The sequence below is a fragment of the Streptomyces sp. NBC_01408 genome (genome assembly GCF_026340255.1).
Lineage (GTDB): Bacteria > Actinomycetota > Actinomycetes > Streptomycetales > Streptomycetaceae > Streptomyces.
In genome coordinates this window covers 1,784,212-1,798,322 of record NZ_JAPEPJ010000001.1, presented here as the reverse complement: position 1 = coordinate 1,798,322, position 14,111 = coordinate 1,784,212, and the positions used below count along the sequence as shown (strand labels likewise).

The following is a 14,111-nucleotide window of genomic DNA, read 5'->3' as shown; positions in this document are numbered from 1 at the left end:
GGACAAGGGGATCGTGCCACCGCGTACACGCGACGCGCATTGCCTGTCACCGGCAATCTTTACGCGTCTTTGACGCAGCCGGCGCAGCCCACTCGGCCGACGCAGCCCGCCGTCAGTCCCCGGTCCCCGGCCAGCCCAGCAGCCGGGCGCCGATCACCGCCGTCTGGAGCGTGTAGCGGTGCGCGGGATCGGCCGGGTCCGCGGCCGTGAGGCGGTGGATGCGCTCCAGGCGGTACGTCAGCGCCCGCACGCTCAGCGACAGCCGCCGGGCGGCCTCGGTCGCCACGCAGCCGCTGTCGAAGTACGCGGTGAGGGTGTCTAGGAGCGGCTGGGCGCCGCCCCGGGCCTGCCCGAGGGGCCCGAGGACGCTCTCCACCAGGTCGGCCATGGCCTGCCGGTCACGGGTGAGGACCGGGTAGACCAGCAGGTCCGCGGCGCGGAACACGGGTCCCTCCAGACGCATCCGCTCGGCGAGGTCGAGCGCGTTGAGCGCCTCCTCGTACGAGTGGACGACCCCGCCCGCGCCCGGGTGGGAGCGGCCGATGGCGACCCGGCCGCCGTCGGTGGCCGCGTACGCCCGCTTGGCGAAGTAGCCGAGTACGTCGGGCTGGTCCCCGGGAGCGACACAGATGAGCCGGCCGTCCTTGGTGGCCAGCAGGATCTTCCGGTTGCCGAACCGGGCCAGGACCGCCTCCTCTATCCCGCGCGCCACCGGGTAGCCGTCCCCGTACGGTTCGGGCCCGGTCGCGACGGCGACCGCGTGGGCCTGGGAAAGCAGCAGGCCGAAGCGTCCGGCCCGCTCCGCCAATCGGCCCAGGTCGCTGCGCCCGTACAGCAGGTCGTCGATGAACTCGCGGCGCGCGGCCTCCTCCTGACGGACCGCCTGGTGCTGCGCCCGCTCGTGGCCCTCGGCAAAGGCGTCCACCGCCTGCTGCACCGCCTCCAGCAGCGGGCCCGTCGAGCCGGCCGCCAGCCGTGGCTGGACCTCCCGCGTCACGGCCAGGTGTTCCCTGATGAGCCCGCGCAGCGACAGCCCGGCCTCCGCCGCCCGCTCCCCCTGCACGCGGCGCGATTCCAGCTCGTCCCGGGTGAGCCTGCGTCCTGTCGCGCACGCGCCCAGCAGGGTTTCGGCGAACCCCGCCACATGCGTCTGTGGCGCTTCCCGGTCCGTCACACCCATCCCCCGCTCCTGATGCGCGGCATCCCCCGAACCGGCGTGATCAGGATACGGGGACTGCCGACAACGCCGGGCGTCGGGAATCAGGCGTCGGGCGGCTTTGGGCGCGGCCCGTCAGTAGGAGCGCGGCGACATGACCCGTGGCTCGATGGCCGCCGTCTCGAAGACGCAGCGCGGCAGCCCCGGGCCCGGGGTCGCGCGGACCGAGGCCCACGTCGGGGGATCCGTCGGCAGTTCCACCCGCACGGTCACGGGATGGTCGTCGTGCGTCGTGGCGTGCCCCGTCTCCTTCCCGTCGACCAGTACCTCCACCAGCGCGTTGTGGCCCGTCTGGACGGTGGCACTCACCGAATGCCCCGCGTGGTCGATGTGGAAGTGGTGACGTCGGTGCATGAGGTGGCCTCCCGTCGGTCGCCCCTCACGCCAAGCGTAGCTACGGGGCCGCCGGACGGCAGGACGGGGCGGAACGGACAGGACGGTCGGGCGGACGGGACGGCCAGGGTGGGCAGGACGGACCGGACGGTCAGGGCGGCGTCCCTACGGGAGCGCGCTGCTCACCCCGTCGGCGAGCATCATCCACAGGGGCTGGCCGCCCGTGCCGAAGGCCGACGCCAGGGCGTAGCCGATCGAGGCGTCCACCGGCTCGACCTCGGCGCCCTCCGTCCATTCGGCGAGCACCATCTCGTCGCCGTCGCAGGAGAAGTCACCGAGGTGCACTCCGTCGCGGGTCAGCCGGCTGCTGGGCACCGAGTCCGGGACGAGGCGGTAGCGCGCTCCCCCGTACTCCACGTCCACCCGGTACGAGTGCCTCGTCAGGGCGCCCTTCGCCGGCTCCAGCCGGGCCTGACGCCCGTCGATCCGCATCGTGAGGCGGTCCGCGTCGCGGGTGCCGATGGCGGTCCGCGGGTCCACTTCCGACGCCGGGTCGCGCTCCAGGATCACGCGGGGTATCCGCTCGCCGTGGACCTCGATGCGGTCCTGGCCCTCCTGGCGGACGGTTATCCCGCCGAAGCGGGTGTCCTCTACGGGGGTCCGGTCGGGGTCGTTCATGTGCTGAGTCCTTCGGTGCGATCGGTACGGGTGCGTGCCAGGGCGGCGAGTTCGGTCCGGGCCAGGGCGAGGAAGTCCGCCGAGGGCCGCTCCTCGACGCCTCGTTCGGCGGCCACGGCGCGCAGGTGGCCGAGGACCGCGCCCACCGTGGGGAAGGCGCCGACCGGGCGGAGCAGCCACAGCCGTCCCCGGGGGCGCGGCGGGACGCCGAGGTCCGCGAGGACCGCGTCGGTCTCGCCGCCGAGGAGGTCCACGTCGGCCTCGGAGAGCGGGGCGCACTCCACCCCGGTGATGTGGCCGTGGCCGTCGAGGCCGGTCTCCACCGCCCAGTGCGTGGAGCGGTCGGGGATCCAGGTCCGGTCGCCGGGCGGCCATACGTACGGCAGGAACACCCAGAGGCTGCTCTCGGGCGCCTGCTCCCAGCCGAGCGCCTCCAGCTCCCGGATCTCGGGCAGCCGGTCCGGCTCCTGCTCGCTGCGGCCGGTGCGGCGCTGTGCGAGCGGGTGCGGCGTTCCGTCCTCGTCCCACGACATGCGGGCACGCTATCCGACGCGGTCGCGGATGCCGGGGACCGCCGCCCGTGACCCGGTGCGGGCGGCGCGGTCAGCCGCGCCGGTCCAGCGGGTTGGCCCCGATGCGGGCCGCCGCGCCGCCCGCCACGTAGCCGGCGGCCGCGCAGGCGGGCTTGCGCCGCGCCTGCTCCTCGACCAGGGCGAGGAAGGACGCGCCGAAGCCTCCCCGCGGGTAAGCGGCGAGCAGGGCGGCGGTGAAGCCGGCGTCGAACTCCTCGACGCGCAGGCCCGACACGTCGGCGCTGGTGCCGACCTGGAGGAGGTGGCTCTCCACGTCCTCGGCGGCCGTGACGTCGTCCCGCATGTGCAGGACGATCACCTCCGCGGCGCGGTCCCGGCGGTCCGCCGGCCAGCCCAGGCCCGCCGTCAGCACGCGCGCGACATGGCCGCCCGCCTCCTCGAAGGACAGGGTGTGGCTGTCGAACGGCGCGGTCAGGCCCAGGTCGTGGACGAGAGCGGCCACGTAGAACAGTTCGGCGTCGTACGCGAGCCCGTGCTCGGCCGCGTACCGCGCCCCGAAGGCGTAGGAGCGGACGGAGTGCCCGAGCAGGTCCGCGTCGGCGTACTCCGTCGCGATCCGCAGGGCGGCCCGGGCGGATGCGGTGTCGAGGTTCCACGTCATGGTCATGGCACGTCAGCGTAGGCGCGGGGTGAAGTCGACCTCCGACGGGGGCTCCCCGGGCCAGTTGAGGACGGTCGGGGCGTCCGGGGTGCGGGCGAGGACGCTGCCGTGCGAGACCACGTACCGGGGGCGGACCTGGCGGCGGAGCGCCTCCTCGGGCGACGGGGCGGGCAGGAGCACGAAGGAGGCGGGGGCGCCCTCGGTGATGCCGTACCGGTCCGCGTCCAGGCCGAGGACGCGGGCGGCACGGTCCGTCACCATCGAGAAGGCGGTGGGGATGTCGTCGGCGCCGGTGAGCTGCGCGGCGTACAGCCCGACGAGGGCGGTCTGGAGCGGGTTGCCGGTCCCCAGCGCGTTCCAGGGGTCCATCACGTCGTCGTGGCCGAAGGCCACGTTGACGCCTGCCGCCAGCATTTCCTTGACCTGGGTCAGGCCGCGCCGCTTGGGGTAGGCGTCGAAGCGGCCCTGGAGGTTGAGGTTGGCGAAGGGGTTGGACACCAGGTTGATGCCGGAACGGGCCAGCAGCCGCTGGAGTTTGAAGCTGTACGCGCCGTTGTAGGAGCCCATGGCCGTCGTATGGGAGGCGGTGGCCCGGCCGCGCAGGCCCGAGCGCAGCGCCAGCGCGGCCAGCACCTCCACGAAGCGGGACTGCTCGTCGTCGATCTCGTCGCAGTGGGCGTCCACGCACAGCCCGTACTCCTCGGCCAGGGCGAAGGCGATGCCCAGCGAGGCGACCCCGTCCTCGCGGGTGTCCTCGAAGTGCGGGATGGCCCCGACGACGTCGGCTCCGCGCACGAGCGCCTCGCGCAGCAGGGCCTGACCGTCCGGGAAGGAGACGATGCCCTCCTGCGGGAAGGCCACGATCTGGAGGGTCATGAACTCCCGGACCCTGTCGCGCACTTCGAGCAGTGCGTCGAGCGCGGTGAGGGAGGGGTCGGTGATGTCGCAGTGGGTACGGACGTGCAGCACGCCCTGCGCCGCCTGCCAGCGCAGCACCTCGGTGGCGCGTGCGATCACGTCCTCGCGGGTCAGGGTCCGCTTGCGCTCGCTCCAGCAGGCGATGCCCTCCCAGAGCGTGCCGGAGGCGTTCGGCCGCGGTTCACCGGCGGTCAGGGCGGTGTCGAGGTGGATGTGCGGCTCGACGAAGGGGGGCGTGAGCAGGCAGCCGTGCGCCTCGATGAGGGTGCCGGTGGCCGGTGGTTCCTTCTGGTCGTCGTGCGGGAGGACCCGCGCGATGCGGCCGTCCTCACCGACCTCGACGTCGGACAGGCCGTGCGCGTCGACGGCGGGATTCTGGTCGGTCGGCAGCCGGGCGCCCCGGACGATCATCCGCATGGGCCCAGCGTAGGCCGCGTCCTGCCGATCGGCCCGTGCCGACCGCGCACTCGGCCCGCGGCTTCCAGGAAGCCCCGGGCCGGTGACCGGTGCTGTGACTCAGCGGTCAGCCGCGCTTGGCCTGAGCCTTCTGCTGCATGCCTCGCGTCTTCGCGGCGACCGACTGCACGTCCCTGACCGCGGCCTTGGCACGCGCCTCGGCCGCCGTGTTCTTCACCATCGCACGCTCGGAATCCTGGTGGCGGTGGTGACCGGTACGAGCCTTCTTGGCCATGACCACTCCTTCTGGGAGCACGGGGCGGACGTACGCGTTCCACTGTGCGCCCGTTCGGAGCAATCGGCATCCCGGCGGCCCGTCCGCTAAGAATGGGAGGCATGACCAGCGACAGCGATGTGACCACCGGCGACACCCCCGAGATGCCCCAGTGGGAGAAGCGGTACCGGGCACCGCGCGTCGGGCTGCCCGAGTGGGCCGAGGACGCCCCGGACCGTTCGCTCTTCGTCTCCAACGCGACCGGCACCTACGAGATCTACGCCTGGGACCGCGCCACCGGCAGCCAGCGGCAGGCCACCGACCGCCCCAACGGCACCACCGACGGCACCCTCTCCCCCGACGGGGAGTGGATCTGGTGGTTCTCCGACACCGACGGTGACGAGTTCGGCACCTGGGTGCGCCAGCCCTTCGCGGGCGGGCCCGACGAGCCGGCCACCCCCGGGCTGGAGCCCTCGTACCCCGCCGGGCTGGCCATCGGCAGGGACGGGACGGCGGTCGTGGGCCGCTCCACCGACGAGGACGGCTCGACCGTGCACGTGGTGCGGGCGGACGGCTCGGCGCCCACCGTGATCTACCGGCACCGGGAGTCGGCGGGCGTCGGCGACCTGTCGCGCGACGGGACGCTCGTCGCCGTCGAGCACACCGAGCACGGGGACGCGATGCACTCGGCGCTGCGCGTGCTCACCCTCGACGGCGCCCCCGTCGCCGAGCTGGACGACACCCGGGGCGGCGCCGAGGAGCTGGGCCTAGAGGTCCTCGGCTTCGCGCCCGTCGCGGGTGACACCCGGCTGCTGGTCGGCCACCAGCGCCGCGGCCGCTGGGAGCCGATGGTGTGGGACGTGGCCACCGGCGCCCAGCAGGACCTGGCCGTCGACCTGCCGGGCGACGTCAGCGCCGAGTGGTATCCCGACGGCTCCGCGCTGCTGATCGTGCACGGCTTCGAGGCGCGCAGCGAGCTGTGGCGCTACGACCTGGCCGCGCGGGAACTCGTACGGGTGGACACGCCGCCCGGGACGGTCTCGGGGGCGACGGCGCGGCCCGACGGGACGGTGGAGTACCAGTGGTCCTCGGCCTCGGAGCCCGCCTCGGTACGGTCCACCGCGGGCGGGACCGTGCTGGACCCGCCCGGTTTCCGCGCGCCCGGCTCGGTGCCGGTGCAGGACGTGTGGGTGGAGGGCCCCGGCGGGCGGATCCACGCGCTCGCGCAGCGGCCCGAGGGACACGGCGACGGCCCCTTCCCGACGGTCTTCGAGATCCACGGCGGGCCCACCTGGCACGACAGCGACGCCTTCGCGGCGGACCCCGCGACCTGGCTGGACCACGGCTTCGCGGTCGTCCGGGTCAACTACCGCGGCTCGACCGGCTACGGCCGGGCCTGGACGGACGCCCTCAAGCACCGGGTCGGCCTGATCGAGCTGGAGGACATCGCGGCGGTCCGGGAATGGGCGGTCGGCTCCGGCCTCGCGGACCCGGCGCGGCTGGTCCTGTCGGGCGGCTCGTGGGGCGGTTACCTGACGCTGCTGGGCCTCGGGACGCAGCCGGACGCCTGGGCCGTGGGCCTGGCCGCCGTACCGGTCGCGGACTACGTGACCGCCTACCACGACGAGATGGAGGCCCTGAAGGCGCTGGACCGCACCCTCTTCGGCGGCACCCCGGAGGAGGTCCCGGACCGCTTCGAGGCGTCCTCGCCGCTGACGTACGTGGACGCGGTGACAGCCCCCGTGCACATCGCGGCGGGCGTCAACGACCCGCGCTGCCCGATCCGGCAGATCGACAACTACGTGGACCGGCTGGCGGCGCGCGGCGCGGTGCACGAGGTGTACCGGTACGACGCCGGGCACGGCTCGCTGGTGGTGGAGGAGCGGATCAAGCAGGTCCGGATGGACCTGGAGTTCACGCTCAAGCACCTGCCCGCGCGGCTCTCCGACTGACCCTGCGGGACACCCGCCGGTGCACCCCCCGTACCGTGGTGGGGTGCACCGGTTTCTCCTGACCCCGCGCTGGTGGGGGATCAACGTCTTCGTCGCGCTCGCCGTTCCCTTCTGCCTGTTCATGGGGTCCTGGCAGCTCGGCCGTTTCGAGGACCGCGTGGACAGCCACCGGGAGGCGACCGCCGAGCGGCCGTCCGCCGAGGCTCCCGCCCCGCTGGACTCGCTCCTCCCGGTGGACAAGACGACCTCCGGACGGCTGGCTTCCACCGCCGGGGAGTACGGGGACCAGCTGCTGGTCCCCGAGCGGCGGCTGGACGGCGCGTCCGGCTTCTACGTCCTGACCCTGCTGAGGACCGACTCCGGCAAGGCCGTCCCGGTGGTCCGGGGCTGGCTGCCGGGAACCGCGGACGCGGCCAGGGCGCCCGCCCCGCCGACCGGGCGGGTCGAGGTCACCGGGGCCCTCCAGGCCGCGGAGAACTCCGGGACCAAGGGCGTGCACGCGGAAGGCGGCCTGCCGGCCGGACAGCTCGGCGTGATCGGGGCGGCCTCCCTGGTCAACCTCGTCCCGTACGAGCTGTACGACGCCTGGCTGACGGTGCAGACCCCGGCGGACGGAATGGTTCCGGTGCCGGCGCAGGCACCGGTCAACACCGGGCTCGACCTGAAGGCCTTCCAGAACCTCGGCTACACCGGCGAATGGTTCGTCTTCGTCGCCTTCGTGCTCTTCATGTGGTTCCGGCTCTACCGGCGCGAGGTCGAGATGATCCGCGACGCGGAGTCGGGCCTGCTCCCGGCGGACACGCCTGCGTCGGCCGAGCCGGCCGAGGCCACCGCCCCCCGCACCTGAACCCCCTTACCGGGCCAATTCAGCCTCGCCAGGGGGCACCTCCCAGCGGTAGCTAGGGGGAGTTTGAGGCGCGGGGTCTGGGGCGGAGCCCCAGGAAGCCGGCCGCGGGCCCCGACCACCACCGGAGCGGAGCGCTACGGCTTCGCCTCGTCCACCGGGATCGCCCCCGTGCGGTACACCGTCCCGCCGCAGGCCTCGGGAATCGTGGCCTGGGTGGTCGGAGACCCCGTCTGAGGTGTGTGGGACACCGCGACACCGGCCGGCTCCGGGGTCGTCCCCGCCGCCTGCGGCTCCGTGGCCGCCGTCCCGTCCGCCGCACCCGCCGAGGTGCCCGCGGACTCGCCCTGCGGCGGCGTCCCGCCCCCGCCCGCGCTCTGCGCCGGGCAGGGCTCCGCCGGCGGCACCCACGCGAAGCGGACCTCGTACGCCGTGTTCGGCTCCAGCGTCAGCACCCGCGCCTCCACCGACGGGTCGGGCAGCAGCCCGCTCGCCGGATCGCCCGCCGTGTGGCCGACCACCGCGACCCCGGCGCCCTGCGTGGACGGGGCACCGTCCAGGGGCGCCGCGCGCACCGTGTCCGGGCCGGTGACGGTACAGCCCTGCGCCGAGACGTTGGTGACCTTGAAACTCCCGTACACCTTGCCGTCGGCCTCCGGAGCGCGGGCCGCGCCCACCACCCCCAGCTGATCGGCGCCGCACCCGGGCACCCCCGGGGCCACCACCGGCGGCATCGGGCCGGTGCCCGCGGCCGGACCGGTCGACGTGCCGGTCCCCGACGGGCCCGCGCTCAGGCCTCCGGAGGGGGAGCCGCTGACCGTGGGCGTCGGCTGCCCGGTGGTGCCGCCCGCGTCCGGGGCGCCGCCGGCGGACCTGCTGGCCCTCGGCTGGGCCCCGGATCCGTCCGGGTGCGGCCCGGACCGGGTGGCGCCCGCCTCGGCGCCGTGCTGCTCTCCGTGGCCCGCCATGGCAGGGTGCTCGTTGCTCTCGCCGGCGCCGCCCGCGGCGTGCAGGGCCGCCGGGACCGCGGCCCCGGCCAGCAGCACGACCGTCGCCGCGCCGACGAGGACCTGCCGCTTGAGGGTCCGGCGCGCCGGGACCGCGCACCGCAGCCGCTCCAGCGCGTCCCCGGAGGGCTCCAGGCCCCCGACGGCTCCGCGCAGCAGGCCCCGCAGCGCCTGTTCCTCGCTCGTCCCGCCCGGCGGGGTGCGGCCGTCCATCAGGTCGTCCATCATGACTGCGCAGCCTCCATCGCCACCCGCAGCGCGGCAATGCCCCGCGATCCGTACGCCTTGACCGAGCCGATCGATATGCCGAGCGTCTCGGCGACCTGGGCCTCCGTCATGTCTGCGAAGTAGCGCAGCACCAGCACCTCGCGCTGGCGGCGCTGGAGCCCGCGCATGGCCTTGATCAGGTCGTCGCGCTCCAGCTGGTCGTACGCGCCCTCCTCGGCGCTCGCCATGTCCGGCATCGGCTTCGAGAGCAGCTTGAGCCCGAGGATGCGGCGGCGCAGCGCGGACCGGGACAGGTTGACCACGGTCTGGCGCAGGTAGGCCAGCGTCTTGTCGCGGTCGCGGACCCGGCTGCGCGCCGAGTGGACGCGGATGAAGGCCTCCTGGACCACGTCCTCGCAGGAGGCGGTGTCGTCGAGGAGCAGTGCGGCCAGTCCCAGGAGCGAGCGGTAGTGCGCCTGGTAGGTCTCGGTGAGGTGGTCGACGGTGGTGCCGGCCACGACGGCCGCCTCGGCCGTGCTCCCGACGCTGCCCGCGGCGCCTTCGGCCCTGGCGTCCGCGCCGGGGTCCGCGCTGTCGCGCGGCGTGGGCACGCGGCCGCCGCGGGGCGGTACGGAGGCCCGTAGGGGCACCTCGGAGTGCCCGGCGGGCGGGACGGGAACGATCACCGGGAAACCGCCACCGGGCGTACGGGAACCCCGGCGCGGGGGAACGATCCCGGTGCGTGCCGGTACGACGGCGATATCGAGGAGTGCCTCTGCCACGCCTGTAGGACGCGCGTACCCCCGTCAGGGTTGTACGCGCGAGGCTGCCTCACCAGCAAAATCCCCAACGCCCTCATGCGTGCCCGCTCTTCCCGAGTGCCCCGTCCATCGAGACGGCATCCGGGCCATCACCTTGATCAAGGGATCAGCACCGATCCTACAAAGCGGTTTACGCAAATTCACCCGCGACCAGTTCCGCGATGCGTGTGGCGTTCAGCGCCGCGCCCGTGCGGAGGTTGTCGGCGCACGCGAAGAACTCCAGCGAGCACGGGTCGTCGAGCGAGGCCCGCACCCGCCCCACCCAGGCCGGATCCGTCCCGGCGGCGTCCGCCGGAGTCGGGAACTCCCCCGCAGCCGGGTCGTCCGCGAGCACCACGCCGGGCGCGGCCTCCAGCACCTCCCGGGCCTGGACAGCGTCCACCTCGCGCTCGAACCGGGCCCGCACGGTCAGCGAGTGCCCGTTCACCACCGGCACCTGGACGCAGGTCACCGCCACCGGGAGCCGCTCCAGCTGGAGGATCCGGCGCGTCTGCGCCCGTACGGCCAGCTCGTGCGAGGACCAGCCGTCCGCGCGCAGCTCACCGGACCAGGGCACCACGTTGAGGGCCAGCGGGGCCGCGAAGGGGCCGGTGTCCTCGCCCACGGCGCGGCGCACGTCCCCGGGCTGCTCCCCGAGGGAGGTCCCGGCGACCACGGACAGCTGGCGGCGCAGGGACGCGGAACCGGCCCGTCCGGCGGCGCTCGCGGCCTGGTACGTGGAGACGACCAGCTCGGCCAGGGAGAACTCGGCGTGCAGCGCGCCCAGGGCGGTGATCATCGCGGCCGTCACGCAGTCGGGGCCCGCGACGATCCCGCGCGGCCGGACCCGTACGGCGTGCCCGTTGACCTCGGGCACCACCAGCGGCACCTCGGGGTCCTCGCGGAAGGCGGCGGACTGGTCCACGACGACCGCGCCGCGCGCGGTGACGACGGGGGCCCACCGGGCCGACACCTCGGCGGGGGTCAGGAAGAGCGCCACGTCGCCCGCCCCGAGGCCCTCGAAGGCGTCCTCGGAGAGGGCGAGCACCTCGGTCTCCCGCGCGCGGACGGTCAGCACGCGGCCGGCCGACCGCGAGGAGGCGATCAGGCGTATGTCGCCCCAGACGTCAGCCCGCTGGGACAGGATCTGGAGCAGGACGGAGCCGACAGCTCCGGTCGCCCCGACCACGGCGAGCGCCGGGCCGGGGGACCGGTGCGCGGTCATCGTCCGGTGCCTCCGTAGACGACGGCCTCGTCACTGTCGGAGTCGAGGCCGAAGGCCGTGTGCACGGCGCGGACGGCCTCGTTGACATCGTCCTGGCGGGTCACGACGGAGATGCGGATCTCGGAGGTGGAGATCAGCTCGATGTTGACGCCCGCGTCGGACAGGGCCTGGAAGAACGAGGCGGTAACGCCCGGGTTCGTCTTCATGCCCGCGCCGACCAGGGAGATCTTGCCGATCTGGTCGTCGTAGCGCAGGGACTCGAAGCCGATCTGGCCCTTCGCCTTCTCCAGGGCGTCGATGGCCTTGTGGCCCTCGGCCTTGGGGAGCGTGAAGGAGATGTCGGTGAGGCCCGTGGAGGCCGCCGAGACGTTCTGCACGATCATGTCGATGTTGATCTCGGCGTCCGCGATGGCGCGGAAGATCGCCGCGGCCTCACCCGGCTTGTCCGGGACGCCGACGACCGTGATCTTGGCTTCGGAGACGTCGTGAGCGACTCCGGAGATGATGGCGTGCTCCACCTGCTCGTCCCCTTGCGGATTCTCGTTGCTGACCCAGGTGCCCCGCAGTCCCGAGAAGGACGACCGGACGTGGATCGGGATGTTGTATCGGCGTGCGTACTCGACACAGCGGTGCAGGAGCACCTTGGAACCGGAGGCGGCGAGCTCCAGCATGTCCTCGGAGGAGATCCAGTCGATCTTCTTCGCCTTCTTCACGACGCGGGGGTCCGCGGTGAAGACGCCGTCGACGTCGGTGTAGATCTCGCAGACCTCGGCGTCGAGCGCCGCGGCGAGGGCGACGGCGGTCGTGTCCGAGCCGCCGCGGCCGAGGGTGGTGATGTCCTTCGAGTCCGCGGACACGCCCTGGAAGCCGGCGACGATGGCGATGTTGCCCTCGTCCAGCGCAGTGCGGATGCGGCCCGGCGTGACATCGATGATGCGCGCTTTGTTGTGGACCGAGTCGGTGATCACGCCCGCCTGGCTGCCGGTGAACGACTGGGCCTCGTGGCCCAGGTTTTTGATCGCCATGGCCAGCAGGGCCATGGAGATCCGCTCTCCGGCGGTCAGCAGCATGTCGAATTCGCGTCCGGCAGGCATGGGAGAAACCTGCTCGGCGAGATCGATCAGCTCGTCCGTCGTGTCGCCCATCGCGGATACCACGACGACCACCTGGTGGCCGTTCTTCTTGGCATCCACGATCCTCTTGGCGACGCGCTTGATGCCTTCGGCATCGGCTACGGAGGAGCCTCCGTACTTCTGCACGACAAGGCCCACGTGCGCTCCTCGCTCAGTCCGTCTCATTGCTGGTGCAGTCTAACGAGCGGCCGGGATCCGACCGCTTCGTACCACATCATGAGACGAAAAGATCAAAGCATATGTTCCCTCACGGACGGCCCAGACCACCCAGTTCCTCGGCCATCACCTTGCCGGCCTGTTCGGCGAGATCGTCCTCCGCCAGGTCCTCGTCCGTGTCCAGTCCGTCCAGGGCGGCGAGCGGCTGGTCCAGGCGGACGTGGGCGATCAGCGACTGGAGGGCGCGCAGGGTCGCCGAGGCGGTCGGGCCCCAGTTGGTGAAGTACGAGAACTGCCACCACCACAGCGCCTCCGTCACCCGGCCCGCCTGGTGGTGGATGAGCCCGTGCCGCAGGTCGGCCACGACGTCGGCCAGGTCGTCGGAGATCCGGTGCGCGACGGGGGTCTTGCGCGGCTCGTACGGGTCGAAGACCTCGGAGTAGACGTCGACCGGCTCCAGCATGATCGCGAACCGCTCGCGCAGGTCGTCCACGTCTGGCTCCGGACCGAGGTCGGGCTCGTAGCGCTCGTCGGGCAGGACGTCCTGGTACGCCCCCAGCCGGCCGCCCGCCAGCAGCAGCTGGGAGACCTCCAGCAGGAGGAACGGCACCGCGCTGTCCGGGTCCTCGCCCTTGGCCACCTCGGTGACCGCGACGATGAACGACTCGATCTGGTCCGCGATCGAGGCGGCGAAGTCGTCCGGGTCCTGGCCCAGTGCGTGCAGCGTTGCGTCAGACATCGAGAAGTCGCCTTCCTTCAAAGGCCCGCCCGAGCGTGACCTCGTCCGCGTACTCCAGATCTCCCCCGACGGGGAGCCCGCTGGCCAGGCGGGTGACCTTCAGGCCCATGGGCTTGATCATGCGGGCGAGGTAGGTGGCGGTCGCCTCGCCCTCCAGGTTCGGGTCGGTCGCCAGGATCAGCTCGGTGACCGTACCGTCCGCCAGGCGCGCCAGCAGCTCACGGATGCGCAGATCGTCCGGGCCGACGCCCTCGATCGGGCTGATCGCGCCGCCGAGGACGTGGTAGCGGCCCCGGAACTCACGGGTCCGCTCGATCGCGACGACGTCCTTCGACTCCTCGACGACACAAATGACCGACAGGTCGCGGCGCGGATCGCGGCAGATGTTGCACCGCTCCTCCTGCGCCACGTTCCCGCACACCGCGCAGAACCGGACCTTGTCCTTCACCTCAAGCAGCGCGTGCGCGAGGCGGCGGACGTCGGTGGGCTCGGCCTGCAGGATGTGGAAGGCGATCCGCTGCGCGCTCTTGGGCCCGACGCCGGGCAGCCTGCCCAGTTCGTCGATCAGGTCCTGGACCACGCCTTCGTACAACGGACTGCCTTCTTTCGTCTTCGGGTCGGGTCGGGTCGGGTCGGGTCAAGCTGGGGCTAGAAGGGGAGGCCGGGAATCCCGGTGCCGCCGCCCAGCCCCTGGGCCAGGGGGCCGAGCTTCTGCTGCTGGAGCGCCTGGGCGTTCTCGTTGGCGGCCTGCACCGCCGCGACCACCAGGTCGGCGAGGGTCTCGGTGTCCTCCGGGTCCACGGCCTTCGGGTCGATCACCAGGGCGCGCAGTTCACCGGAGCCGGTCACGGTCGCCTTGACCAGGCCGCCGCCGGCCTGGCCGTCGACCTCGGCCTGCGCGAGCTCCTCCTGGGCCTCGGCGAGGTCCTGCTGCATTTTCTGGGCCTGCTGGAGCAGCTGCTGCATGTTGGGCTGGCCACCACCGGGAATCACAGGGCACTCACTCCATACCTTCGGAAAGCTCTTGGTCAATCCGAGC

At 73.0% G+C, this 14,111-nt stretch carries 16 protein-coding genes; 2 read left to right on the top strand and 14 right to left on the bottom strand.

Annotated features, from left to right (window positions below):
- Nucleotides 1-112 precede the first annotated feature (112 nt).
- The 7 genes from OG447_RS08525 to OG447_RS08495 all read right to left on the bottom strand — a co-directional run bounded on the left by OG447_RS08525 (nucleotide 113) and on the right by OG447_RS08495 (nucleotide 5,030).
- Nucleotides 113-1,180 (bottom strand): CdaR family transcriptional regulator, encoded by a 1,068-nt coding sequence (locus OG447_RS08525; RefSeq protein ID WP_266935864.1) that lies wholly within the window; start codon nucleotides 1,178-1,180, stop codon nucleotides 113-115.
- Nucleotides 1,181-1,291: 111 nt separating this feature from the next.
- Nucleotides 1,292-1,570 (bottom strand): hypothetical protein, encoded by a 279-nt coding sequence (locus OG447_RS08520; protein ID WP_266935863.1) that lies wholly within the window; start codon nucleotides 1,568-1,570, stop codon nucleotides 1,292-1,294.
- A gap of 144 nt (nucleotides 1,571-1,714) precedes the next feature.
- On the bottom strand, nucleotides 1,715-2,227 hold the full coding sequence (locus tag OG447_RS08515; RefSeq protein WP_266935862.1) for a hypothetical protein: 513 nt from the start codon (nucleotides 2,225-2,227) through the stop codon (nucleotides 1,715-1,717).
- A complete protein-coding gene (locus OG447_RS08510; protein WP_266935861.1) occupies nucleotides 2,224-2,760 on the bottom strand; it encodes a DUF5956 family protein in 537 nt (178 codons plus the stop codon). Before OG447_RS08510 ends, OG447_RS08515 begins: the two co-directional genes overlap by 4 nt.
- Nucleotides 2,761-2,830: 70 nt before the next feature.
- The gene (locus tag OG447_RS08505) at nucleotides 2,831-3,427 is read right to left on the bottom strand and encodes an HD domain-containing protein (protein ID WP_266935860.1); all 597 of its coding nucleotides are present in this window, start codon (nucleotides 3,425-3,427) and stop codon (nucleotides 2,831-2,833) included.
- Nucleotides 3,428-3,433: 6 nt separating this feature from the next.
- The gene (codA, locus tag OG447_RS08500) at nucleotides 3,434-4,756 is read right to left on the bottom strand and encodes a cytosine deaminase (RefSeq protein WP_323181741.1); all 1,323 of its coding nucleotides are present in this window, start codon (nucleotides 4,754-4,756) and stop codon (nucleotides 3,434-3,436) included.
- A gap of 106 nt (nucleotides 4,757-4,862) precedes the next feature.
- Nucleotides 4,863-5,030 carry a hypothetical protein gene (locus OG447_RS08495; protein WP_266935859.1) on the bottom strand — a complete coding sequence of 56 codons (168 nt, stop codon included), beginning with the start codon at nucleotides 5,028-5,030 and terminating at the stop codon, nucleotides 4,863-4,865.
- Between the two features lie 101 nt (nucleotides 5,031-5,131).
- Between OG447_RS08495 and OG447_RS08490 the strand changes: the two genes are divergently transcribed.
- Both OG447_RS08490 and OG447_RS08485 read left to right on the top strand, forming a co-directional pair.
- Nucleotides 5,132-6,961 carry a prolyl oligopeptidase family serine peptidase gene (locus OG447_RS08490; protein WP_266935858.1) on the top strand — a complete coding sequence of 610 codons (1,830 nt, stop codon included), beginning with the start codon at nucleotides 5,132-5,134 and terminating at the stop codon, nucleotides 6,959-6,961.
- Nucleotides 6,962-7,004: 43 nt separating this feature from the next.
- Nucleotides 7,005-7,808, top strand: a complete 804-nt coding sequence (locus OG447_RS08485) for an SURF1 family protein (RefSeq protein ID WP_266935857.1) — start codon at nucleotides 7,005-7,007, stop codon at nucleotides 7,806-7,808.
- Between the two features lie 134 nt (nucleotides 7,809-7,942).
- Here OG447_RS08485 and OG447_RS08480 read toward each other — a convergent pair whose 3' ends face one another.
- From OG447_RS08480 to OG447_RS08450, 7 genes are all read right to left on the bottom strand, one after another.
- Nucleotides 7,943-9,040, bottom strand: coding sequence for a hypothetical protein (locus tag OG447_RS08480; protein WP_266935856.1), 1,098 nt, complete (start codon nucleotides 9,038-9,040; stop codon nucleotides 7,943-7,945).
- Complete coding sequence (locus OG447_RS08475; RefSeq protein WP_266935855.1) at nucleotides 9,037-9,801, bottom strand: SigE family RNA polymerase sigma factor; 765 nt, start codon at nucleotides 9,799-9,801, stop codon at nucleotides 9,037-9,039. The genes OG447_RS08480 and OG447_RS08475 overlap by 4 nt, the downstream gene beginning before the upstream one ends.
- 169 nt (nucleotides 9,802-9,970) lie before the next feature.
- Entirely contained in the window at nucleotides 9,971-11,044 is a 1,074-nt protein-coding gene (locus tag OG447_RS08470) for an aspartate-semialdehyde dehydrogenase (protein ID WP_266935854.1), read from the bottom strand.
- Nucleotides 11,041-12,315 carry an aspartate kinase gene (locus OG447_RS08465; protein WP_266935853.1) on the bottom strand — a complete coding sequence of 425 codons (1,275 nt, stop codon included), beginning with the start codon at nucleotides 12,313-12,315 and terminating at the stop codon, nucleotides 11,041-11,043. Before OG447_RS08465 ends, OG447_RS08470 begins: the two co-directional genes overlap by 4 nt.
- A gap of 109 nt (nucleotides 12,316-12,424) precedes the next feature.
- A complete protein-coding gene (locus tag OG447_RS08460; protein WP_266935852.1) occupies nucleotides 12,425-13,072 on the bottom strand; it encodes a DUF5063 domain-containing protein in 648 nt (215 codons plus the stop codon).
- Complete coding sequence (gene recR, locus OG447_RS08455; RefSeq protein WP_266935851.1) at nucleotides 13,065-13,664, bottom strand: recombination mediator RecR; 600 nt, start codon at nucleotides 13,662-13,664, stop codon at nucleotides 13,065-13,067. Before recR ends, OG447_RS08460 begins: the two co-directional genes overlap by 8 nt.
- A 56-nt stretch (nucleotides 13,665-13,720) precedes the next feature.
- The gene (locus tag OG447_RS08450) at nucleotides 13,721-14,065 is read right to left on the bottom strand and encodes a YbaB/EbfC family nucleoid-associated protein (protein ID WP_266935850.1); all 345 of its coding nucleotides are present in this window, start codon (nucleotides 14,063-14,065) and stop codon (nucleotides 13,721-13,723) included.
- Nucleotides 14,066-14,111: the final 46 nt, after the last annotated feature.